The 23,336-nt window shown below is 43.0% G+C and carries 25 protein-coding genes; 11 read left to right on the top strand and 14 right to left on the bottom strand.

Annotated elements, in window-relative coordinates; all coding sequences use genetic code 11:
• Positions 1 to 18 precede the first annotated feature (18 nt).
• On the bottom strand, positions 19 to 267 hold the full coding sequence (gene ilvM / locus CTN01_RS20250; protein ID WP_005372349.1) for an acetolactate synthase 2 small subunit: 249 nt from the start codon (positions 265 to 267) through the stop codon (positions 19 to 21).
• A complete protein-coding gene (gene ilvG, locus CTN01_RS20245) occupies positions 267 to 1,913 on the bottom strand; it encodes an acetolactate synthase 2 catalytic subunit (protein WP_045150116.1) in 1,647 nt (548 codons plus the stop codon). The genes ilvM and ilvG overlap by 1 nt, the downstream gene beginning before the upstream one ends.
• Positions 1,914 to 2,304: 391 nt before the next feature.
• On the opposite strand from ilvG, the gene CTN01_RS20240 reads away from it, so the two are divergent.
• On the top strand, positions 2,305 to 3,831 hold the full coding sequence (locus CTN01_RS20240; RefSeq protein WP_045150115.1) for a YifB family Mg chelatase-like AAA ATPase: 1,527 nt from the start codon (positions 2,305 to 2,307) through the stop codon (positions 3,829 to 3,831).
• A 63-nt stretch (positions 3,832 to 3,894) separates the two neighbouring features.
• On the opposite strand, the gene CTN01_RS20235 is transcribed toward CTN01_RS20240, so the two are convergent.
• From CTN01_RS20235 to CTN01_RS20220, 4 genes are all read right to left on the bottom strand, one after another.
• Complete coding sequence (locus CTN01_RS20235; RefSeq protein WP_045150114.1) at positions 3,895 to 4,497, bottom strand: thiol:disulfide interchange protein DsbA/DsbL; 603 nt, start codon at positions 4,495 to 4,497, stop codon at positions 3,895 to 3,897.
• A 74-nt stretch (positions 4,498 to 4,571) separates the two neighbouring features.
• Entirely contained in the window at positions 4,572 to 5,558 is a 987-nt protein-coding gene (locus CTN01_RS20230) for a serine/threonine protein kinase (RefSeq protein ID WP_005372360.1), read from the bottom strand.
• A gap of 296 nt (positions 5,559 to 5,854) precedes the next feature.
• A complete protein-coding gene (locus CTN01_RS20225; protein WP_005372361.1) occupies positions 5,855 to 6,121 on the bottom strand; it encodes a YihD family protein in 267 nt (88 codons plus the stop codon).
• A gap of 173 nt (positions 6,122 to 6,294) precedes the next feature.
• Positions 6,295 to 6,585: a hypothetical protein gene (locus CTN01_RS20220; protein ID WP_236688065.1), complete on the bottom strand. Its 291-nt coding sequence runs from the start codon at positions 6,583 to 6,585 to the stop codon at positions 6,295 to 6,297.
• A gap of 257 nt (positions 6,586 to 6,842) precedes the next feature.
• Here CTN01_RS20220 and CTN01_RS20215 point away from each other — a divergent pair, with 257 nt between their 5' ends.
• Both CTN01_RS20215 and trhA read left to right on the top strand, forming a co-directional pair.
• Positions 6,843 to 7,523, top strand: a complete 681-nt coding sequence (locus tag CTN01_RS20215; protein ID WP_045084612.1) for a FadR/GntR family transcriptional regulator — start codon at positions 6,843 to 6,845, stop codon at positions 7,521 to 7,523.
• Between the two features lie 174 nt (positions 7,524 to 7,697).
• Entirely contained in the window at positions 7,698 to 8,357 is a 660-nt protein-coding gene (trhA, locus tag CTN01_RS20210; RefSeq protein WP_045128892.1) for a PAQR family membrane homeostasis protein TrhA, read from the top strand.
• A 63-nt stretch (positions 8,358 to 8,420) separates the two neighbouring features.
• Here trhA and CTN01_RS20205 read toward each other — a convergent pair whose 3' ends face one another.
• The 5 genes from CTN01_RS20205 to def form a co-directional block, all read right to left on the bottom strand.
• The gene (locus CTN01_RS20205; protein ID WP_005372366.1) at positions 8,421 to 9,866 is read right to left on the bottom strand and encodes a TrkH family potassium uptake protein; all 1,446 of its coding nucleotides are present in this window, start codon (positions 9,864 to 9,866) and stop codon (positions 8,421 to 8,423) included.
• 6 nt (positions 9,867 to 9,872) lie between these two features.
• Positions 9,873 to 11,249 carry a Trk system potassium transporter TrkA gene (gene trkA, locus CTN01_RS20200; RefSeq protein ID WP_045150113.1) on the bottom strand — a complete coding sequence of 459 codons (1,377 nt, stop codon included), beginning with the start codon at positions 11,247 to 11,249 and terminating at the stop codon, positions 9,873 to 9,875.
• Positions 11,250 to 11,368: 119 nt separating this feature from the next.
• Positions 11,369 to 12,649 carry a 16S rRNA (cytosine(967)-C(5))-methyltransferase RsmB gene (gene rsmB, locus CTN01_RS20195; RefSeq protein ID WP_045150112.1) on the bottom strand — a complete coding sequence of 427 codons (1,281 nt, stop codon included), beginning with the start codon at positions 12,647 to 12,649 and terminating at the stop codon, positions 11,369 to 11,371.
• A gap of 88 nt (positions 12,650 to 12,737) precedes the next feature.
• Positions 12,738 to 13,682 carry a methionyl-tRNA formyltransferase gene (gene fmt, locus CTN01_RS20190; protein ID WP_045150111.1) on the bottom strand — a complete coding sequence of 315 codons (945 nt, stop codon included), beginning with the start codon at positions 13,680 to 13,682 and terminating at the stop codon, positions 12,738 to 12,740.
• Between the two features lie 16 nt (positions 13,683 to 13,698).
• Positions 13,699 to 14,208, bottom strand: a complete 510-nt coding sequence (gene def, locus CTN01_RS20185; protein ID WP_045150110.1) for a peptide deformylase — start codon at positions 14,206 to 14,208, stop codon at positions 13,699 to 13,701.
• A 356-nt stretch (positions 14,209 to 14,564) separates the two neighbouring features.
• Here def and CTN01_RS20180 point away from each other — a divergent pair, with 356 nt between their 5' ends.
• The 4 genes from CTN01_RS20180 (at position 14,565) to CTN01_RS20165 (ending at position 17,875) form a co-directional block, all read left to right on the top strand.
• Entirely contained in the window at positions 14,565 to 15,626 is a 1,062-nt protein-coding gene (locus CTN01_RS20180) for a LysM peptidoglycan-binding domain-containing protein (protein WP_045150109.1), read from the top strand.
• Between the two features lie 7 nt (positions 15,627 to 15,633).
• Complete coding sequence (dprA, locus tag CTN01_RS20175) at positions 15,634 to 16,731, top strand: DNA-processing protein DprA (protein WP_045150108.1); 1,098 nt, start codon at positions 15,634 to 15,636, stop codon at positions 16,729 to 16,731.
• A gap of 2 nt (positions 16,732 to 16,733) precedes the next feature.
• Positions 16,734 to 17,207 (top strand): DUF494 family protein, encoded by a 474-nt coding sequence (locus CTN01_RS20170; RefSeq protein ID WP_005372379.1) that lies wholly within the window; start codon positions 16,734 to 16,736, stop codon positions 17,205 to 17,207.
• 92 nt (positions 17,208 to 17,299) lie between these two features.
• Positions 17,300 to 17,875 (top strand): DNA topoisomerase family protein, encoded by a 576-nt coding sequence (locus tag CTN01_RS20165; protein WP_045150107.1) that lies wholly within the window; start codon positions 17,300 to 17,302, stop codon positions 17,873 to 17,875.
• 43 nt (positions 17,876 to 17,918) lie between these two features.
• Here CTN01_RS20165 and CTN01_RS20160 read toward each other — a convergent pair whose 3' ends face one another.
• Together CTN01_RS20160 and purE are read right to left on the bottom strand one after the other, a co-directional pair.
• Positions 17,919 to 19,037: a 5-(carboxyamino)imidazole ribonucleotide synthase gene (locus tag CTN01_RS20160; RefSeq protein ID WP_045150106.1), complete on the bottom strand. Its 1,119-nt coding sequence runs from the start codon at positions 19,035 to 19,037 to the stop codon at positions 17,919 to 17,921.
• Complete coding sequence (purE, locus tag CTN01_RS20155; RefSeq protein ID WP_005372382.1) at positions 19,037 to 19,525, bottom strand: 5-(carboxyamino)imidazole ribonucleotide mutase; 489 nt, start codon at positions 19,523 to 19,525, stop codon at positions 19,037 to 19,039. The genes CTN01_RS20160 and purE overlap by 1 nt, the downstream gene beginning before the upstream one ends.
• 194 nt (positions 19,526 to 19,719) lie before the next feature.
• Here purE and tsaC point away from each other — a divergent pair, with 194 nt between their 5' ends.
• The 4 genes from tsaC (at position 19,720) to CTN01_RS20135 (ending at position 22,352) form a co-directional block, all read left to right on the top strand.
• Positions 19,720 to 20,277: an L-threonylcarbamoyladenylate synthase type 1 TsaC gene (gene tsaC / locus CTN01_RS20150; protein ID WP_045150105.1), complete on the top strand. Its 558-nt coding sequence runs from the start codon at positions 19,720 to 19,722 to the stop codon at positions 20,275 to 20,277.
• Positions 20,278 to 20,289: 12 nt separating this feature from the next.
• Entirely contained in the window at positions 20,290 to 21,198 is a 909-nt protein-coding gene (gene hemF / locus CTN01_RS20145; RefSeq protein ID WP_045084602.1) for an oxygen-dependent coproporphyrinogen oxidase, read from the top strand.
• Between the two features lie 63 nt (positions 21,199 to 21,261).
• Positions 21,262 to 22,083, top strand: coding sequence for a shikimate dehydrogenase (aroE, locus tag CTN01_RS20140; protein WP_045150104.1), 822 nt, complete (start codon positions 21,262 to 21,264; stop codon positions 22,081 to 22,083).
• Positions 22,084 to 22,088: 5 nt separating this feature from the next.
• Positions 22,089 to 22,352, top strand: a complete 264-nt coding sequence (locus CTN01_RS20135; RefSeq protein WP_045150103.1) for a DUF1488 family protein — start codon at positions 22,089 to 22,091, stop codon at positions 22,350 to 22,352.
• 56 nt (positions 22,353 to 22,408) lie between these two features.
• On the opposite strand, the gene CTN01_RS20130 is transcribed toward CTN01_RS20135, so the two are convergent.
• A complete protein-coding gene (locus CTN01_RS20130) occupies positions 22,409 to 22,948 on the bottom strand; it encodes a gamma carbonic anhydrase family protein (protein ID WP_045150102.1) in 540 nt (179 codons plus the stop codon).
• Positions 22,949 to 23,336 lie beyond the last annotated feature (388 nt).

The raw sequence follows: 23,336 nt of genomic DNA, 5'->3' as shown, positions 1-23,336 counted from the left end.
TGAATTCCTTTCTAAAATTTAATCCAGTAACTGTAGGGGGGAAGTCTCTACACTGATGATGTCCCACAGTTTTTCAATTTGGTTGATAAGCGTCGATATAGGACGAGTACTATCGACGATAATTTCGATTCTGGCTATCTTGCTGTGATGATTTTGTGTTGCATCGACTTTTTTTATGATGAAGCCTCGATGGCGGATCACACGTAAAATTCGCTCAAGTAATACAGGCTTATCATTAGCGGTAATGTTGAGTAAATATCTTTCCATTAGGTGTTCTCCAGCATATCTTGGTTTGCAGCACCCGGTGGAACCAGTGGCCATACATTTTGTTCTTCATCAATCAACACATGCAACAAGTAAGCGGTTTTACTGGCGAGCATTTCTTCCAGTGCAGGAGCCACTTCTTCTTTGCGAGTAATGGTTTTTCCTGGGATATCAAACGCCTTAGCTAACATTACAAAATCAGGATTATCATCTAGGATGGTTTCGCTGTGGCGACCATCAAAAAACAGCGACTGCCATTGACGTACCATACCTAAGCGTTGGTTATTGATAAGTACCATTTTGACGGGAATACTACGGCGCTTTAACGTTCCCAATTCTTGTACATTCATCATAAACGAACCATCACCAGAGATCAGAATAGATTGATCATCAGGACGGGCAACACTGGCTCCCATTGCTGCAGGTAAACCAAAGCCCATCGTGCCAAGGCCTGCTGATGTAATGTAGTTTTGTGGCTCACGAGGTTGAATATGCTGTGCGGCCCACATTTGGTGCTGACCAACATCGGTAGATACCATGCTGCTATCTGGCATCACATCTGACAATTGCTTAAGCAGTAATGGTGCGTAAATCAGATCGCCAGGATGGTCATAGCGCCATTTGCCAATTTTACGAACATGTTCGCTGTGAGTGAGCCAACGGCTGATATCTTGGCTTAGCTCTAACTGAGGCAAAATAGTATTAATATCGCCACGTAATGGCGCATCAGCATGACGTAATTTACTAAATTCAGCGGCATCAATATCAATATGAATCACTTTTGCGTGTGGCGCAAAGGTATCCAATTTTCCGGTTACGCGATCATCAAAACGGGCGCCAACTACAATTAATAAATCTGCTTCTTGTACCACTAGATTGGCCGCTTTTGTACCGTGCATACCAAGCATGCCAAGATAATGTGGGTCATGGCGTTCGATAGAGCCTAAGCCTTTTAAGGTACTGACCGAAGGCATTGGATTAAGGCTTAAAAATTGACGTAAAGTATCGGTAGCATGGGCAATTTGTACCCCACCACCAACATACATTACGGGGCGATGACTTTGATCTAACAACTGTTGAGCTACAGTGATAGCTTCACTGTTGACCGTTGGAATAGCAGGCGGATCAATAGGAGGCAGTAATTCGGTTGGCGCTTGTGCAAGCTGTACATCTTTGGCTATATCGACAATGACAGGGCCAGGACGACCGGCTTTAGCAACTACAAATGCTTCAGCAAGGGTTGGCGCAAGATCATTGACATCTGTTACCAGATAGCTGTGTTTGGTACATGATAAAGACATCCCAATCACATCCATTTCTTGGAAGGCATCGGTTCCAATATGGGTGCTGGCAACTTGTCCTGTAATCGCAACTAAGGGGACTGAATCCATAAAGGCATCAGCAAGTCCTGTGACGAGGTTTGTGGCACCCGGACCTGATGTTGCCATACAGACAGCAACATCTTGGGTGGATCGAGCCATACCAATAGCAGCCATTGCTGCTCCTTGTTCATGGCGGCAGAGGATATGCTCTACTCCACCATCATATAAAGCGTCATAAATTGGCATGATGGCACCGCCTGGGTAACCAAATACGGTTTTGATACCCTGCTGATGCAGCGCTTTTACGACTAATTCTGCCCCTGTCATCGCAGCTCCTTGCTTGCTTTGCGAGATCTATTTGAGATGATAACGATTACTCAAATCCATTTGTTGAAAAAAGCCCCCGAACTTCTCAGTGCGGGGGCTTTTTGTTTGCGTCTTTTGCGCTACTTTGCGCCAGCAAATCCCCGCTGCGGTGACATAATCACCACAATGACATTAATAATGAGTACGAGAGATGTTGTTAAGCGCATGTATATTTGTCCAACTTTTGTTGTCTAGTTGTTGCTATATGTTAGTGGTAACACAGACGTCTATCGCATGACAAGCAAAAACTGTGGTTTTTTTAGCAAACGAGCTGCATTTACAGGCATCTTATGAAACCAAAAATAAATATTTCATTAACGAATGTTTTTGTATCTCAGTGAGGTGATGGTTCATGACGCTTGCGATTGTTCATAGTCGAGCTTGTGTGGGTGTGCAGGCTCCACCTGTGACAGTAGAAGTCCACTTAAGTAATGGGTTGCCAAGTTTTACATTAGTTGGGTTACCTGAAACCACGGTAAAAGAGGCTAAAGATCGGGTTCGAAGTGCAATTATTAATGCGAATTTTGAGTTCCCATCACGGCGTATCACTGTCAATTTAGCCCCTGCTGATTTACCTAAAGAAGGTGGGCGATTTGATTTACCTATTGCGCTAGATATTTTGGCGGCATCAGGCCAGATCCCAACAGATAAATTAGCAGAGCATGAGTTTATTGGTGAATTAGCATTATCAGGAGAGTTGCGACCTGTAAAGGGGGCGCTGCCTGCTGCTTTAGCAGCGTTAAAGGCGAAACGTTGCTTTGTGGTGCCTGACAGTAATGGCGATCAAGTGGCTCTTGTCGGTAAAGAGGTTCATAAATCGGCATCCAGTCTATTAGCCGTTTGTGGTTATTTATGTGGCCAACAACAATTAGCATTAAATTTTAGTGAGCAGATTAAAGAAACAACGGCTCCTTTAGATCGAGATATGCAAGATATTATCGGTCAGCAGCAAGGTAAACGTGCGTTAGAAATTGCCGCTGCTGGCGGTCACAATATCTTGTTCCTAGGACCACCGGGAACGGGTAAAACCATGCTGGCATCAAGATTGTGCGACTTATTACCGCCGATGAGTCATGAAGAAGCGTTAGAAACAGCAGCTGTTACCTCACTCACACCACAATCGTTACATCAAGGGAATTGGTTAAGAAGACCTTTTCGTACGCCACACCATTCGAGCTCTATGGCAGCATTAGTGGGTGGGGGCTCGGTACCTAAACCAGGAGAAATATCGTTGGCGCACAATGGGCTTTTATTTCTAGACGAGATGCCTGAATTTGAACGTAAAGTTTTAGATTCTTTACGCGAGCCATTAGAGTCGGGTCATATTGTGATTTCTCGTGCGACCAGTAAAACAACATTTCCTGCGCGTTTTCAATTGATCGGTGCGCTGAATCCAAGCCCTTCTGGATACTATGACGGTAACCAAACACGTACCAACCCGCAGGCGATATTACGTTATTTAAGTCGGTTAAGTGGCCCATTACTTGATAGGTTTGATATGTCGATTGAGATCCCAGCCCTACCCCGAGGAACGTTAACTAAAGGGGGAGATCGAGGTGATTCAACAGTAACGATTAAAGCACGGGTAGATTATGCTCGTCAGCAAATGTTAACTCGCAGTGGTAAGGTGAATGCCTTGTTATCGACGCGAGAGCTAGAACAGTATTGCCCACTACAACAAGCTGATGCGGCATTTTTAGAAAATGCGCTTCATCAGTTAGGTTTATCGGTACGAGCTTATCATCGAATTATTAAAGTGGCGCGCACAATAGCTGATTTGGCGGGAGAGCCTGATATTTCTCGAGGGCACTTAGCGGAAGCGTTAGGGTATCGTGCAATGGATAGGCTGCTTAAGCAGATTAATAGCCAAGTTATATAAAAAAGTATCGTTATTTGGATAATAAAAAAGGGCATCACAGCCCTTTTTTATTTTTAGATGAGATTACTTTTTCAGTAAGTAGTTTACTAACTCAAAGTATTCGTCAGCCGATTTAATTTTACCTGTTTGTACAAGGTACTTGTTGTTAACCACAACCGCTGGCACACCTGTTAGGCCTGCATCCTCAAAGGATTTATCAAAACGGCTTACCATTGAATTTACTGCAAAGCTATTAAATGCACCATCAAATTCAGCCGCAGGAACTCCCTCATCAATGAAGATTTGACGCACTTCTTCTTCATTACGTGGTGGCTTGTTCATGGTGTGGATACGGTTAAAGAACACCGGTATCATTTTATCTTGAACACCTAATACGACAGAGGTAGCGAAGGCTTTACTCATCACTTTACCCATTGGGCCACCCATGAATGAAACATGCATTTTTTGTAACTTTGCATTTTCAGGCAATTTAGTTTTTAGCTGTTTGATCATAGGTTCAAACTGATAGCAATGCGGGCAGTATAAAGAGAAGTACTCAGTCACAATGGGTGTTTCAGATTTTGGTAGATCGAGAACTTTGTAGTAATCACCCTCAGTAAATTTAGCAGCGTGCACTGAAAATGATAGTAACGCCGCACTAGCTAGCGTGAGTAACTTCTTGAACATTGATATAACTCCCTGATTATCCTTATCACGGTTATAAATATAACCTGAATTTTTATGTTAATACGTTTTTGTGTTTACCACTGTGGCATGAGTTGTAATGGTGCATCATGTAGCGAGGCAATTTGTTCTTTGAATGCAAGCACTTGCCCTTCCCAGTATTTTGCATCAGCAAACCAAGGGAATGCACGGGGAAATGCAGGATCTTGCCAGCGTTTTGCTAACCATGCCATATAATGCACCATTCTAAGACCGCGTAAAGGCTCGATTAGTTGCAATTGACGTTGATCAAAATCTGCAAATTCACCATAAGCTTCAAGTAAAGTATCCAGTTGGGCTAATTGATCGGCGCGCTCACCGTTTAATAGCATCCATAAATCTTGGATGGCTGGACCATTACGAGCATCGTCAAGATCGACAAACATCGGGCCATCACGCCATAAAATATTACCTGGGTGACAGTCGCCATGAAGACGAATCGCTTGCCAATCGGTAGACCAATGCTGTTCGAGGTTTTTAATCAGTAGATCAAGATCGGCGAAAAAGACGTTCTTAAGGTGATCGGGTATAAACTGACTGTGCTCTAATAATTTTCGAGGCTGATAGACGTATTCATCCAGACCCATGGTTGGACGATGTTGAAAAGGCTGGCGTTGCCCCACTAGATGAATGCGACCTAAATAGCGACCGACCCATTCTAATTGGTCGAAATTATCGACTTCAAATTGTCGACCGCCGACACTTGGGAATAAAGCAAAACGATGACCATTAAAGTTATGTAGTGTTTTCCCATTGATATTTATAGGTGCGGCAACAGGAATTTCATTGTCAGCCAATTCTTGTGTGAATTGGTGCTCTTCTTCAATTTGCTCATCACTCCAACGCTCTGAGCGATAGAATTTGGTGACATAACGTGCGCCATCTTCCGCTTTAAACTGGTAGACCCGATTTTCATAACTATTGAGAGCCAGTAATCCTGATTCTGCACGAACATCAATGCTATCTAAGGCATCAAGTAGCAAATCAGGTGTGAGATTCGAAAAACAAAAATCGTTTTTTTCCATGAAACAGCCTTAAAGACGGAAATTAAGGCTGCAGTTTACCTTAATCTTGAGATAACGAGAATTCAGGGGTTAATTTGCCACCTAATTTAATGTATGTCGTCATTAGTTTAGTGAAGGCTACCAATAAATCGACTGTCGGCGCTGAGTGCTAATTATTAATATGTACCACGCTTTGTTAATCACATAATTGTAACGTAAGGCGATGATTAGACCTAAAATCAGTGCTGAACTTGGTAGTTTGGGCACAAAAAAGCCAGTGAATATTCACTGGCTTTTAACGTTAAATCATAGTGAGGTTATTTAATAATACCGCGAGCGCGTAAGATTGCGGTTTTGAAATCATCTTCGCAGTCTTTTGCAAGCCCAGGGATCATGGCGTCTTTGTCACTGTTACGCATCTTCAAGTGATAAATCAGTACATCATCAGTGAGTGACTCTAATGGGCCGTTATACTTTGCTTCTTCAGCCAGTTTTAATAAAAACTCCACTAAATTTAGATCAGGATCTTTTTGCCATTCAGGATGAAGCAGTTCGATGAGTTCATTGACGCGATGCGTTTTCATAGTGACTCCGTAGTTGAGGCTGAGTGATCGTTATCACGATCAAATTGTCATAGTTTTAATAGGGATAAATTATAACAAAGCACACGGGGTTACAATCTGTTGTATGGCGCTGTAATGACAAAACGAAGTAAAAAAGCAGCAAAAGCTGCTTTCTTTCGATCGTTTTATTACTATTACGCGATATTTTGCTTGGTGATTGATGGCAGTATTTGCGTGCCTAACTCATTACGCTTTAACTTTATATCGTTATTCGTTAATGAAATCTCAACAACGGCTGTCTGTTTCGTTTTAAAATGTGGAGCATGAGCCGTTGCGCGAAGGCGTGAAGGGCTACGAGGGGTACTTACATACCTGACGGGAGATGCTGGTCGCATATAATCACCTGTTGTCAGGCTCGTCCATGGCCAGATGTTAGCAAGCTGATCGCTGAAGGGAAAATTCCCTACTGGGTTTACCCCATCCATCAGTATATCGCTTGGTTGTTAATCAGTTTGCGCCGAGAATAACAATAGCAATTTTAAAAGTCGAGTAAAAAGTAGCCGCTAAAATGCTAAGATTGAAGCATTAAGAGGGATGATTCAACATGCTGAAAAAAAAGGGCAGTAAAAGTGCTTTAGCTTGGTGTATTCAGATCCGTTTATGTTGTAATACGATGTTTGTGTTACACAGCCCATATCTTATGGAATAACTACATTATAAAAGAAGCCTTTGGAGAGGATGTATGGAACAAGAGCAGCAACGCATTGTTGCCAACCGAAACTTATCTTATCGATTAGCTGAGTCTATAGGCCGTCGTATTTTGGCGGGAGAAACAGCGCCTGGTGATATTTTACCGGGTGAAGTCGAATTAGGTGATATGTATGGTGTAAGCCGTACTGCTGTTCGTGAGGCAATCAAAATGTTGGCTGCCAAAGGAATGGTATTGCCTCGGCCACGTATTGGTACACGCGTAATGCCGAAAAAGAATTGGAACTATCTTGATCAAGATTTACTCGCTTGGTTAGATTTTGATGCCGATTCTGAATTATTAGAGGAATATCAACAAGCGCGCTTAATGTTAGAGCCAGAAGCGGCAGCATTAGCAGCTATTCATGCAACAGATGAAGAGCGAAAAGAGCTACAAGAGCTGTTGACTGAAATGCATGAAATGGGCGATAACTTTGATCAAGAACGTTGGATTGAAGTCGATACACGTTTCCATCAACTGATTTATTTTGCCTCAGGAAATCATTTTATTAGTCCGTTTGGTAATTTGTTTAAAGCGGTATTTGAAAACTACTTCCGTGTTGTTACGCGTGAACGTATTTTAAAACTTGATGCTCACCAACAAATCGTTGATGGCATTCTTGCTCGCGATCCAGATGCTGCTCGACAAGCCACCTTGTCATTACTGCAAAAATAATAATTAACGGAGTATTGCTTATCTATCACGAGCGCTCCGTTTTTATTACGCATATTTTTATCCCATCATTATAAATATCACGATTCTTGACTTGCTTATTTTCAGCTTACAAGTGTAAGCTGAGTAGTATAGTTATAGCAGCATAATGTTATGTTGGCGTGAGGTAGTTGAGTGATGAGTAAATCGGTGACAACTGAACAAGGGTACTCAGTTGCAGAAGAAGTTGCGAACAGTATAAGCCATGGGATCGGGCTGTTATTTGGCTTGTTTGGGTTATATTTACTTCTTGAGAAAGCATTTTCTGTTAATGCTGATACGTTAAGTATTATCAGCTATACCGTGTATGCGGTGAGTATGATATTGCTCTATTTAGCTTCTACTCTCTACCACTCGATTTCATCTCCTAAAGCGAAGCGCGCGTTAAAAACGTTCGATCATTGTGCGATTTATCTTCTTATTGCTGGTACTTATACGCCTTTTTTATTGATTTCTTTGCGTACACCATTAGCCATTGGTTTGATGAGCGTGATTTGGGGACTGGCGATAATAGGTATTATTGCCAAAATTGCATTTGTTTATCGATTTGAGAAATTATCACTGATCACTTATTTAACCATGGGTTGGTTATCGCTAATTATGATTTATCAATTAGCACTTATTTTATCGACGGGTGGTTTAGTGCTACTTGCTTTAGGTGGTGTGATTTATTCACTAGGAGTGATTTTTTACGTCAATAAGCGTATTCCGTATAACCATGCTATTTGGCATTTATTTGTATTAGGTGGCTCTATTTGCCACTTTTGTGCGATTTATTTCTACGTCAAACCTATGTAGATCATCGTGATAGAATGAATAAAAAAGGGAGCGCAATGCGCTCCCTTTTTGTTTTTAGTGTTATTAGTCTCGCCAAAATGCAGGTGAAAAAACCACTAACACAGTCAAGATTTCTAAACGCCCCATCAACATACCTAAACTCAAGGTCCACTTCGATAAATCAGGCAAACTCGCGAAGTTACCTGTTGGACCGATAATGCTACCCATGCCTGGCCCCACATTAGCAACAGCAGTGACAGCACCGGTAATGCTGGTGATGGGATCAAGTCCTTGCAGACCCAATATCGCAGCAATGAAGATAATGGTCATGATAAAGGTCAATACTAATGCGACAACCGAGCGCACAATATCGTCAGTGACAGGTCTGTCATTGTAGCGTTGGACAAATAGCGCTGATGGGTGGATAGATTGCATAATTTGCTTGCGTAGTAAGGCAAACGCGATCTGGAATCGAAAGATTTTTATTCCGCCACTGGTGGAGCCTGAACAAGCACCTACCAATAAAGTGAAGGCGAAAATAATGCTTGGTAATGGCCCCCATGAGGTGAAATCACCCAAGCCAAACCCTGTGGTTGTGACAACAGAGATGATGTTGAAAAATGATAATCGCAGCGAATCCATCAACGAATAGTCTTTATTGAAGAACAAGCATGCCGCCACAATTAAACTGGCAACGGTCACAAACAAGGCATAGCCTTTTACTTGAGCATCACCAAATAAGGTTTTTGGATGGCGTTTTTTCAAGGCTTGGACAAACAGTAAAAATGGCAAGCCGCCAGCAAACATGAAGACCGTAGCAACCCATTGTGCACTGTGCGAGAAGTGATTCATTGAACCATCAGAGGTGGAGTAACCGCCAGTCGAAATGGTGGTGAAAGCATGGTTAATGGCATCAAATGTATTCATCCCTGCAAACATGAACGAGATAATGCAAAGCAAGGTTAACGTCAGATAAACATTAACGATATTCTTTGCAACGTTCTTGGTTCTTGGTGAGCTTTTATCTGACCAATCTGATGACTCAGTTTGGAATAAACGCATACCACCGACGTTCAGCATCGGGAGGATTGCTACTGCCATCACGATAAAGCCAACCCCACCTAGCCATTGCAGTGTTGATCGCCACAGCAAAATACTGGGTGCCATATCATCTAAACCACTTAAGACAGTAGAGCCCGTTGTGGTGATCCCTGACATGGTTTCAAAGTAAGCATCGGTAAAACTAATGTGATTAATAAATACAAAAGGTAAGGCTGCAAAAGCACTGGCGACAGTCCAAACTAAGGTGGTGATCAAGAACATGTCTCGCACGCTAAGCTTAAACTCTGGGGTTTTACCTAAAGTTAAAAATAAAAAGGCAACAGAATGGGTGATCAGCACCGCGGTGGCGAAATCAATAAACCCCTCTGTACCAGTAAAAAAGGCGACTAATGTCGGCACGTACATGAACAGGGCTAGCTTAGACAGCACTAACCCTAGTACAAACAGTATGGGACGATAATTAACCATGATCAGTTACAAGAAGAAAGGACTAGGTTGGAAGAGACGTTCAACATCAGGGATGTACTTCTTATCAACAAGGAACATCACCACGTGATCGTTTTGCTCGATGACGGTACGGTCATGGGCGATTAACACCTCTTCACCACGGACAACTGCACCAATTGTGGTACCCGGTGGTAATTTAATATCGCTGATTGCACGACCAACGACTTTAGAAGTACTGGAATCACCATGAGCGATCGCTTCAATGGCTTCGGCAGCGCCGCGACGTAATGATGATACATTAACGATATCGGCTTTTCGCACGTGGGTTAATAGCGCTGAAATTGTCGCTTGTTGCGGTGAAATCGCAATATCAATCGTACCGCCTTGCACCAAATCAACGTAAGCGCCGCGCTGGATAAGTACCATCACTTTCTTTGCGCCCATGCGCTTAGCAAGCATGGCTGACATGATGTTGGCTTCATCATCGTTAGTCACCGCAATAAATACATCGATCTGCTCGATATGTTCTTCGCTGAGCAATTCCTGATCTGAGGCATCACCACAAAATACGATGGTATTTTGTAGCATTTCAGACAAGTTCTCAGCACGATCTTGATTACGTTCAATCAGTTTGATGCTGTAGCTTTGCTCTAAACGACGAGCTAAACCAGCACCAACGTTACCACCACCAACAATCATCAAGCGCTTATAAGGTTTTTCTAGGCGCTGAAGTTCACTCATTACTGAACGAATATGGTTACTTGCGGCGACAAAGAAGACTTCATCATCGGCTTCAATGATCGTTGTACCTTGTGGACGAATCGGTTTACCTTGACGGAAAATCGCCGCTACGCGGGTATCGATATGTGGCATGTGTTCACGCAATGCAGATAATGCATTACCAACCAGTGGACCGCCATAGTAAGCTTTTACCGCAACAAGGCCTACTTTCTCTTCTGCAAAGCTAACAACCTGTAATGCGCCTGGGTATTCAATCAGTTTTTCAATGTAATCGGTCACCAATTCTTCTGGGGCGATTAAGTGATCAACAGGAACCGCATCAGATTGAAACAGTTGTTCTTTTTCTCGTAAATATTCAGGTGAACGAATACGAGCAACACGGTTAGGCGTATTGAAAAGAGAGAACGCAATTTGACATGCGATCATGTTAGTTTCATCGGAGTTCGTGACAGATACCAACATATCAGCATCTTGTGCCCCTGCTTCTCGTAACGTACGAGGGTGACTGGCAAAGCCTTGTACAACTCGAAGGTCGTATTTGTCTTGCAGCTCACGTAGACGCTCGGGATCCTTATCAACGATAGTGATATCGTTATTCTCACCAACCAAGTTTTCAGCAAGGGTACCGCCAACTTGTCCGGCACCGAGAATAATAATTTTCATAGTCTATGCCTGATGTAAATGCCTGTAGAGATCAGCTGTAAGTACAACGTTCTGATCGGCGTTATAAAATATGAAAAAGCGGAATCTTGAGAGCAAGTTCCGCTTTTATTTAATAATGATTACTCTGCTTTTGTTAGTACAGCGTAGTAAAAACCATCCATCGACTCTTCACCTGGCAGAATTTGACGACCAGGTTTTGCTGGATCGTTGCCAATTAATGTCGCATCTGACGTTCGTGCTAAAAACGCTTTTACCTGATCGCAGTTTTCTTGTGGCGTAATAGAGCATGTTGCGTAAACTAACGTACCGCCCGGTTTTAATTGCAGCCACATTGCGTCAAAGATCTCTGCTTGAAGCGTTGCCAATGCCGCAATATCTTCGCCACGACGCAGCCATTTAATATCTGGGTGACGACGAATAACCCCCGTCGCTGAACATGGCGCATCTAACAAAATACGATCAAATTTGTCACCTTGCCACCATTGTTCTGGGTAACGGGCATCAGCGCACAATACGGTTGCATCAAGCTTCAAACGTGCCAAGTTTTCGTGTACACGTTTAAGGCGATTTTCATCACAGTCAATCGCAACTACTTTGGTTGATGGTACATGCTCCATGATATGGGCGGTTTTACCACCAGGGGCTGCGCAGCAATCAAGAATTAACTCACCCGCTTTAGGCTGTAAATAATCCACCGCTAACTGAGCGGCAGCATCTTGTACCGAGACCCAGCCATCACTAAAGCCAGGAAGTTTAGTAACATCGCATGGCGAAACTAAACGTAGCGCATCTGCGGCCTGTGGGTGTAACTCGGTTGCAATGTCTTCGGCATCTAATAAAGCGCGGTAGGCATCGCGAGTATTGTGTTGGCGATTAACACGTAGCCACATTGGCGCTTTGGTGTTATTCGCTTCACAGATATCAGCAAATTGCTCGGGATAGCTTTCTTTTAATAACTTTAATAGCCAGCTTGGATGACCATATTTACCCGCATCATGGCTGATAGCTTTGGTATCGAGCTCTTCTTGCTGACGCTGATAATTACGTAAAATTGCGTTAATAAGCCCGCGAAGTTGTGGCTTTTTAAGTGTTTTCGTTGCATTTACCGTTTCAGCTACTGCGGCATGTGCTGGAATTCGCATGTACCCGAGTTGATATAAGCCCACTAAAATTAAGTGGTGGAATACGCGTTGCTTACCTTTTAACGGCTTATCCATTAACGCTTGGGTAATAGACTCTAAGCGAGGAAGCCAGCGAAGTACGCCATAGCAGATCTCTTGCAATAAAGCGTGGTCACGCTCTCTGATATCTTGTTGCGCGGCTGGAAGCGCGGCGGATAATGACTGCCCTTGATCGACGACCTGGTAAATAACTTTGGCCGCTGTGGCTCTTACATTCATAGCTGTTTCCTGAACTCGCCGTTAGTGCTGGCGATAACAATGTGGAACTTAAAAAGAAAAGCCAGTGACTAAACACTGGCCTTGATATTTATAACTGAGCGCCAGATTCAAACCATTCTCGACGAGAATTAAGCAAATCTGCTGCTGTCATCGCTTTCTTACCTGGCGGTTGAAGTGATAATAAGCGTAATGCACCATTACCTGTCGCAACTAGGATACCTTGCTTATCAGCAGATAAAATTGTACCAGGTGCTTTACCTTGATTGTCAGTTTCAACAGCCGCTTGCCAAACTTTGATGTTTTGCTCGGCAACGGTGAAGTAACTCATTGGCCACGGGTTAAATGCACGAACACAGCGTTCAATCGCCGCGGCATCCATTGACCAATCAATTAACGCTTCTTCTTTACTCAGCTTCTTGGCGTAATTCGCTAGCTCATCGTCTTGCTTAACGGCTACGGCAGTGCCATTAGCAATAGCAGATAAGCAATCAATTAAGGCATCAGGGCCAAGATCAGCTAATTTTTCGTACATGGTAGCGCTAGTGTCTGTCGCTTCAATTGGCAAGGTTGCCACTTTTAGCATGTCACCTGTATCAAGGCCGATATCCATCTGCATGATAGTTACGCCAGTTTCTGTATCTCCCGCCCAAATAGAGCGTTGGATCGGCGCAGCACCACGCCAACGTGGAAGAATAGAACCGTGTACATTAATACAACCTAAACGTGGCGTATCTAATACTTCTTGCGGTAATAATAAGCCGTATGCCACCACAACCATGATATCTGCTTCAATGGCAGCTAATTCTTGTTGTGCTTCTTCATTGCGTAATGAAGCGGGTTGATAAACCGGAATATCATGTTCAAGCGCGATATTTTTAACTGGGCTTGCCGTTAGTTTTTTACCACGACCAGCTGGGCGATCAGGTTGAGTGTAAACAGCAACAACTTGGTGCTGTGAAGACAACAACGCCGCCAAATGACGGGCGGCGAAGTCAGGAGTACCAGCAAAAACGATGCGTAATGGTTTGCTCAAGGTAACCTCTAAATAATTAGTTTTTTGCGTTATGGCGTTTAATTTTTTCTAGTTTCTGTTTAATACGCTGACGTTTTAAAGGTGATAAGTAGTCAACAAACAGCTTGCCAGCTAAGTGATCTAATTCATGTTGTACACAAATTGCCAATAAGCCATCAGCTTTGAAGCTGTATTCTTTACCGTCACGATCCAGCGCAGTAACACTTACGCCTGCTGCACGTGGCACAAAACCTCGTGCGGTAGGAACCGATAAACAGCCTTCTTCGATACCATCTTCACCGTGTTCTTCAGTGATTTCAGGGTTCACTAGTACCATAGGTTGGTTACGTTCTTCTGATACGTCAATCACCACAATACGTTGGTGAATATCAACTTGGGTTGCTGCGAGGCCAATACCTTCTTCGTCGTACATGGTCTCCAACATATCATCGATCATTGTTTGGATTTCAGGTGTTATCGCCTCGACTGGTTTAGCTACAGTACGTAGGCGTTCATCAGGAAAGGTTAGAACGTGTAATACAGACATAAGGACTCGAATTCGTTAACGGAAACTAAAAATAAAACGCTGTTGGTCTAATTCTAGTCATTTTAAAGATCAAATAACAGTACCGAATTTTTTGTCATAGGTGAAAGACAAAGAATGAAAAAGCGTTCGTCAGTATTTTATTAGCAAAGTGATTAGTGTTAGCCGTAAGCAAAATTGACGCTATTGAGTTGCAACAGTTATCTATAAATAGTGACGTGAACCGAAAAGCGCTTTTAGCTCTTTGTTAAACAGTCGACATATCAATAAGCTAATGCCAGTCTGAGACAATAAACTTATTCTATTTGTTGTAAGGCGGAGCCTTACGATTCGGTTGTGTTATCCAAGGAAGCGATCTCATGAAGCAATTGGGCATTATTCTTAGCTTTATGCTTTTTATCCCCTCTCTGTTTGCTGCGCCATCTCCATTACTTAAAAAAGATATACCAGAAGTCTACATCGTTAAGAAAGGTGATACGTTATGGGATATTTCTGGCGTGTTTCTCGAAAATCCATGGTCATGGCCACAATTGTGGGAAAAGAATAGCTACATTAAAAACCCTCACCTTATTTACCCAGGTGATCGCCTCCATCTTATCTGGGTTAATGGGCAGCCAAAACTGAGTTTGAAAAAGCATGTAAAACTTTCGCCAAAAGCGCGAGTTATTCGTGATCCTATTACGACACTACCGGGATACTTAATGTTGGAGTACGTGGCTGAAAATAAATTAATCAGTCAAGAATCAGCCAAAACACAACCGCAAGTGTTAGGCGCAAGCGATGAACGTGGTTACTTGTCTGTCGGTGATATTGTATGGGCAGATCAGCCTTTAGCACCGACAACACAATGGCGTGTTTACCGTATTGAAGAAACGTTTACACGTAATGATTCAGTAACGGATACAAAACCGGAAGTTGATGCAAAGGTCATGACATTAAAGGAAATTGCTGATTTAACCGTCACTGCAGCCGATGATAAAACCAGTCAATTACGGGTTGATACTTACCGTCAGGAGATCAGTCAAAACGATATTTTATTACCATTATTAGTGAGCGGTGAGCCTAACTTATCGTTTTCACCCTCAACACCGCCAGAGTCGATGACAGCAAATGTGATCGGGCAACTTGAAGGGCGTAGCTACATTTCTAGCTTTGATGTTGTAGTATTAGATCGTGGGCATTTAGATGGTGTGGAATCAGGCTTTGTATTTGATTTATATAAACAAGGCGCGAAAGTGCAAGGTAAAAAAGGCAGTTACCATTACAAAGATAATCCATTAGCTGGCTCTACCCAATTGGGGGATGTCTCTGTGGGTAAATTAATGGTGCTTCGTCCTTATGAGTACTTTAGTTTAGCTGTGGTGATGCAAAGTTTAGAACCATTCAAGCCGGGTGTTATTGCTGTTCCACCAACGCGTTAAGATCTCAATGAGTGAATCACTCTACCCATGGTTAGTATTAGCGATGACCCCGAATTTAGGTGGTCATCGCATCAATAAACTTTTACGTCATATTTCGGCACAACAATGTGTTAGCTCTTCATTTGAACAATTGTGTCAGCTGGGTTTAACTCACCAACAAGCCACTGCAATTACTTCACCCAATCAACAACGTATCGATCAAGCGTTGCGTTGGCAGCAACATCCTGATCAACATATTTTGACTCTAGATTCTCCTACCTACCCTTATTTACTTAAACAAATATCATCTCCACCACCACTGTTATTTGTCCGCGGTGAGGTAGCTTATTTAGCCCAACCACAAGTGGCGATTATTGGTAGTCGCGCCGCTTCCATTGATGGTCGAGAGGCGGCATTTAATTTCGGTTATGCACTAGGGCAAGCGGAGTATGTGGTCACCAGTGGACTTGCTTTAGGAATTGATGGACAAGCCCATTTAGGGGCGTTGAAGTCCGGCGGTGCTACCGTTGCGGTATTAGGCTCTGGTTTAGATCAGGTTTACCCAGCTCGCCATCGTCAGTTAGCTAATGAAATTGTAGAGCAAGGCGCATTGGTTTCTGAGTTTTGGCCTGATGAAAAACCGCGTCCACAAAATTTTCCGCGTCGCAATCGAGTGATCAGTGGTTTGTCGACAGGCGTATTAGTAGTTGAAGCGGCAGAAAAAAGCGGTTCACTCATCACTGCACGTTATGCGTTAGAGCAAGGAAGAGAAGTGTTCGCCCTTCCAGGCTCTATCTATAATGCGCAAAGTCGAGGCTGTAACGCATTGATAAAATCTGGTGCTAAACTGGTAGAAAGCCCCGCAGATATCTTCAATGAAGTCGGAACCTTAACTGAGTGCGCAATAAATAACCAAATAGGCTTGCCTTTGCCACAACCTGAAAATGAAGAATTGCCATTTCCAGCTCTGTTGGCTAACGTAGGCACCGAAGCAACACCCGTAGATGTAGTTGCTGAACGCTGTGAACAGCCTGTCCATGAAGTATTAATCCAACTTTTAGAGTTGGAATTACTGGGCTTGGTCATTGCAGTACCTGGTGGTTATGTCAGAACGAGGAGGAGCTAGTCATGATGGACATTCTTATGTACCTGTTTGAAACTTACATCCAAAGTGATGCTGAGTTGATGTTTGATCAAGATGAACTTTCCGAAGAGTTAATTCGTGCTGGGTTCCATCAAGATGATATTTATAAAGCGCTTAATTGGTTGGAACAACTCGCAGCATTACAAGAAACTGAACATACTCCTTATGTAAATAACTGCGCAGCAACATCAATGCGTGTATATACCGAGCAAGAGATGATCCGTATGGATGTCACTTGTCGCGGTTTCTTGATGTATCTTGAGCAAATCCATGTGCTAAATGCCGATACCCGTGAAATGGTGATAGATCGGATCATGGAGCTCGATACCAATGAATTTTCATTAGATGATTTGAAGTGGATTATCTTAATGGTGCTCTTTAATGCCCCCGGTAATGAAACAGCGTATAGCCAGATGGAAGAGTTGCTATACGGTGCGGAAGACGGTGCAGTGCATTAAAATTAGCGGGCCTTAAAGTGGCCCGTTATTGTACCTATGCTATTTGTCGCGATAGCGTGTAAAACGCGATATTCCTTTTTAAGCGAGCAGTAATGACAACCAATAATCCACCATTGTTCTCTGCCCATGAGCAGGCGTTATCACATACACCGTGCCCACAATGTGGTGGCGAATTAGTGATGCGATTTGGTAAGCGTGGTCCTTTTCTTGGTTGTGATCACTATCCGAGCTGTGACTATATTCAGCCACTAAACCACAACGATGGACATGTAGTGAAAGAGCTAGATATGCCTTGTCCTGAATGTGAGAGCCCATTGGTACTTCGCCAAGGTCGTTATGGGATGTTCATTGGATGTTCAGCATACCCTGCTTGTCACTATTTAGCCTCAACGGAAAAGAAAGCAGAGAATACCGATGTTGGATGTCCTGAATGTCATAAAGGCCATCTAACTGAGCGTAAATCCCGTTACGGCAAAGTGTTTTATGCCTGTGATCAGTATCCAAGCTGTCGCTTTGCTGTGAATAACAAACCAATTGTCGGCACGTGCCAACAATGTGGTTTTGGTTTGTTAATTGAAAAAAAATTAGCCAGTGGTGTGAAACTGCAATGTGCAGATAGAAAATGCCATGCTTATCAAGATCTTGATAGCGCTGATAAAACAGCATAAAAAAAGCCTGCTCAGACGCAGGCTTTTTAAATTGGAGTAAATATTAACGAGGCAGTGCGGGGAAATCGTTTTTATCCAGTAAGCTTGATAACATGATCAAACGATACTGCAATTGCTCTGGTGTATCCGCACACACGTTGATGTGCCCCATTTTACGTCCCGCTCGTTTTTCTTTACCGTACCAGTGTACATGGCAACCTTCTTGGGCATAAATCGCATCAGGAACGCTATCTAAACCTAAGATATTGATCATCGCACTTGGACGAGTAATTTGAGTACTACCAAGTGGAAAATCACATACTGCGCGTAAGTGGTTTTCAAACTGACATGTTTCTGCACCTTGCTGCGTCCAGTGGCCTGAGTTATGAACCCGTGGTGCGATTTCGTTTACCAATAGTTCTCCATCGAGATCGAAAAACTCGATACCTAACACGCCGACATAATCAAGGCTATTAGCGACGGCACGGAACATATTATCAGCTTGCGCTTGCAGTGGTGAATCACCCACAATCGCAGTTGATAAACTCAGTACGCCATCAGTATGGACATTCTCAGTTAAGTTAAATACCTGAATATCACCACTGCGATTACGGGCACCAATCAATGATACTTCGCGTTGAAAAGGAATAAATTGCTCAGCAACAATGGCCTGATTAGGAGAATCAGCAATACATTGTGCCATTTCAGGCCAAATATCATCAATCTGTGCGCTTTCTTTTAAGCGCCACTGCCCTTTACCGTCGTAGCCACCTAATGCACTTTTTAACACCAGCGGTAATCCGATTTTTTCAATTGCAGTAAGAAGATCTGAACGTTCAGTGATTTCATGGTATTTAGCATTACACACGCCAGCATTATCCAATAACGCTTTTTCTAGACGACGATCGCCACCGGCTTTGATTGCTTCTGGCGTTGGGAAGAACTTCTTGCTGGCAGCACAAATATCTAAAATATTGTGAGGAATATGTTCAAACTCGGCAGTGATCGCATCAACGTCATTAATCGCTTCAACGAGCGAGTTCGATATTGCTTGTTGGGTAAGAGGATGAACCACTTTATCACTCTCTACATCATAAGCGATCACATTGATGTTAAGAGGAGCGCCAGCCAGTGCCATCATACGGGCAAGTTGGCCAGCCCCAAGGACTAGCACATTATTCATTATGCATCCTCTGCTGGATTTGGGTTGCTTAATACCGTTTCTGTTTGCTCTTTGCGGAAAGCATCAATAGCGGCCAGTACTTGCTCATCTTGAGTGCCGATAATTTGTGCGGCTAAGAGACCTGCATTGGCAGCCCCTGCATCACCAATTGCTAAGGTACCAACAGCAATACCTTTGGGCATTTGAACGATAGAAAGCAATGAATCCATTCCTTTTAGTGCACGTGATTGCACTGGTACGCCTAATACAGGCACGCTAGTGAAAGCCGCTGTCATCCCCGGTAAGTGAGCTGCACCGCCAGCACCTGCTATGATCACTTTAATGCCACGCTCTTGTGCACTTTCAGCGTATTCGGCTAATAAATGTGGCGTGCGGTGAGCCGAAACGACCTTTGTCTCATAAGGAACATTGAAACGATCAAGCATCTCAGCCGCATGTTGCATGGTTGGCCAATCAGATTTTGAACCCATGATAATTCCAACTTTCATCTCATTCTCCTTCAGGTCATAACTTAACATCGTGTTGATGGCTGCATTATACGGTGATTTAGCTCAAAGGAAAACGTTTGCGTCATGAATATTGACTGTCTTATAACCTAGCATGGAGTTGTGACTAAGGAGTAGGTAGAATGAAATTGAGAAAGTAAAACAACAATATTTGCTGAACAAATAATGAGGATACTGTGGAGAATTTTGCTCAAGTTGTCGCGGCCTTAAAGCAAGGTGAAGTGATCGGGTACCCAACCGAAGCGGTGTTTGGTGTTGGTTGTGATCCGGATAATCAAGAAGCGGTTGAAAAACTATTAGCGATCAAACAGCGCCCAGTTGAAAAGGGCTTAATTTTGATCGCTGCGAATTACGAACAGCTGCTGTCATATATTGATGAAAGCCTGTTGACCGAACAACAGAAACAAACCGTGATGGCAACATGGCCAGGGCCTGTAACTTGGGTAATGCCGACTAAGCCTAATGTACCCTCGTTTTTAACGGGGCAATTTACCACGATCGCGGTACGTGTGAGTGATCACCCACTTGTGCAACGCTTATGCTTGGAATTTGGTAAGCCTATCACCTCAACCAGCGCAAATTTAACAGGTCAAGAGCCTGGCCGAACAGCGCAAGAAGTTGAACAACAGTTAGGACATTGTTTAGCTGCAATCCTGCAAGGAGAAACAGGTGGACGTTCCAACCCTTCCGAGATACGTGATGCGCTTAATGGCAATATCTTCCGTCAAGGGTAAGGGGTAAATAGTATGGATAGCCAAGTAGATAAAAGTGCAGTTAAAGCCTTTTTGTTGGATTTACAAGATCGTATTTGCCAAGCATTAGAACAACAAGAAACAACCGTCGCGTTTGAACAAGACCAATGGCAGCGTGAAGAAGGTGGCGGTGGTCGTAGTCGTGTATTACGTGATGGCGAAATCTTCGAGCAAGCAGGTGTGAATTTTTCTCATGTTTATGGTGCTGAAATGCCAGCTTCTGCAACAGCACATCGCCCAGAATTAGCAGGTCGTCGTTTTGAAGCGATGGGCGTGTCATTGGTTATTCACCCTCGCAACCCCTATGTGCCAACTTCTCATGCCAATGTTCGCTTCTTCATCGCAGAAAAAGACGGTGAAGCTCCGGTTTGGTGGTTTGGTGGTGGCTTTGATCTTACCCCTTTCTATCCTTTCGAAGAAGATTGCCAACACTGGCATGATACAGCTAAACAGTTGTGTGCGCCGTTTGGTGATGATGTTTATCAAGAACACAAAGCATGGTGTGATAAATATTTCTTCTTACCGCATCGTAATGAAACCCGCGGTGTGGGTGGTTTATTCTTTGATGATCTCAATCAATGGGGATTTGATAAGAGCTTTGCTTATATGCAAGCGGTCGGTAATGGTTTTATCAATGCCTACATGCCTATAGTACAACAGCGTTATTATCTACCCTATGGTGAACGTGAACGGGAGTTTCAGTTATACCGTCGTGGACGCTATGTCGAATTTAATTTGGTATATGATCGTGGCACATTGTTTGGCTTACAGAGTGGCGGAAGAACGGAATCAATTTTAATGTCGATGCCACCATTAGCGCGTTGGGAATACTGCTATGAACCAGAGCCTAATTCAGCAGAAGCGCGACTATATCAAGATTATTTAAAGCCACGAGAGTGGTAATCAATTATTGAGCTCAGATCACGGAGTGATAGAGCCTTCTTAATATAAAGAGAGAATTCGTATATGGATAAGTACGTCGTATTTGGTAACCCGATCGGACAAAGTAAATCTCCGTTCATTCATACCTTATTTGCTCGTCAAACGAGTCAACAGATGACATATACCAGTCAACTTGTTGCCATTGATGGTTTTGTGCAAGCGGCAGACACGTTTTTTAATGATGGTGGTAAAGGTTGTAACATTACGGTGCCATTTAAAGAGCAAGCTTATCAATATGCGACCAAGCTAACTGAACGTGCTCGTTTGGCTGGTGCCGTAAATACACTTAAGAAATTGGATGACGGTGGTGTATTAGGTGATAACACTGATGGTGAAGGCCTTGTTCAAGATCTGATAAATCAACAGGTCGAATTAAAAGATCAACGTATCTTATTGTTAGGCGCCGGTGGTGCTGCTCGTGGTGTGATTTTGCCATTATTAGCACAGCAACCTAAACAATTGGTTATAGCCAACCGTACAGTAAGCAAAGCACAACAACTGGCAGAGCTATTTTCTTCTTATGGTAATGTTGTTGCACTAAAGCAAGCCGAACTCGAAAGCCAAACCTTTGATGTGATCATCAATTCAACGTCAGCCAGCCTATCTGGGGATGTGCCAGCGATATCTCCAACGGTGATTGGTGAGAATACCACGTGCTATGACATGGTGTATGGCTCAGCAATAACCTCTTTTAATGGTTGGGCGAAAGAGCATGGCGCAGTAAAAGTGTTAGATGGGTTAGGAATGCTTGTTGGACAAGCGGCAGAAAGCTTTATGTTATGGCGCGGGCTTCGTCCGGGAGCTAAACAAGTACAACGTGAATTGCGCCGAACTTTACAAGAGTAAAAGTAATGAACCAAGATATTCTATTTTCAGATATTCAATCATGGGATGCTGTTCGACAAGCCGTTAACTTCCCAGCTCAGCAAGGCGGTGCACTGATCATCTGTTGGGTTACCTTAAACTGGCTACAACAGCACAGCGGTAAAGCCTTAAATAACGAAGCTGATATCCTCGCTGAATTTTCTTCAATGCGTTTTGATCTTGAAGAGTTGGCTGAAGTGATGATTGAAGATGAATCATTTGATGATGACGGTGATATCGTTATCGAGTAACAGTACATAATAAAGTAAGCCCTATCATAAGATGAGGCTTACCTTGTTATCTCTATTTATAGGTCGCAGAGATATTCATTCTTTAAAATGACATAATTATTGGCAGAGCGAGGTAAGAATGCTTTTTCTTTTTCCGTTAATGAGCGTGTTTGTTTAACAGGGCTACCAACATATAAAAAGCCCGAAACTAAACGTTTATTCGGTGGAACTAAACTTCCTGCACCAATGATGACATCATCTTCAATAATAGCCCCATCTAAAATAATCGCGCCCATCCCCACTAAAACACGATGACCGATTTGGCAACCATGTAACATGGCTTTATGTCCCACTGTCACATCATCACCAATAATAAGAGGAAACCCATTAGGATTATCTTCACTTATACGGCTGACATGAAGCACTGTCCCATCTTGGATATTAGTACGCTTACCTATAGTGATGTAATTAACATCGCCACGGGCAGCAACTAAAGGCCAAATACTGCTGTCATCATCACAGCGAATATCCCCCACTAAAACACAAGATGGATCAACATAGACATTATTTCCCAGTGTTGGATGAATATTTTTATAGCTGCGTAATGAGGAAGTCATAGTAATACCTATATCGGGGACGGATTTTTAACCAAGAGTAACGAAATAGACGTGTGAATTGTAGTCAATCAGTAGCACTCTGATCGTTATTTGTTCGAGTGGTTAAATATGTCAGAATTATTTCAACTTAGCCCTTGCTAATGTGATCGAACTCTCTATAATGCGACCTCACTGACACGGAGCGAGCCACTGGCTAGCGACGAAATCAGTATTGTTCTTTAACAATTTGACCATGCAATCTGTGTGGGCACTCGTTGAAAAGTTAAGTCGAAAGATTTATCAATGATACTAGTGACCAAAACGATAGAAATATCGGCACAGTCAATTCAAATATCCTAACTAGCTTCTAGTTAGCGGTATTTTAACAGTATTCATTGAGCCGGTCGAA

This window comes from Photobacterium angustum (genome assembly GCF_003026365.1).
Taxonomy (GTDB): Bacteria; Pseudomonadota; Gammaproteobacteria; order Enterobacterales; family Vibrionaceae; genus Photobacterium; species Photobacterium angustum.
This window is presented reverse-complemented; position numbering and strand designations above follow the sequence as displayed.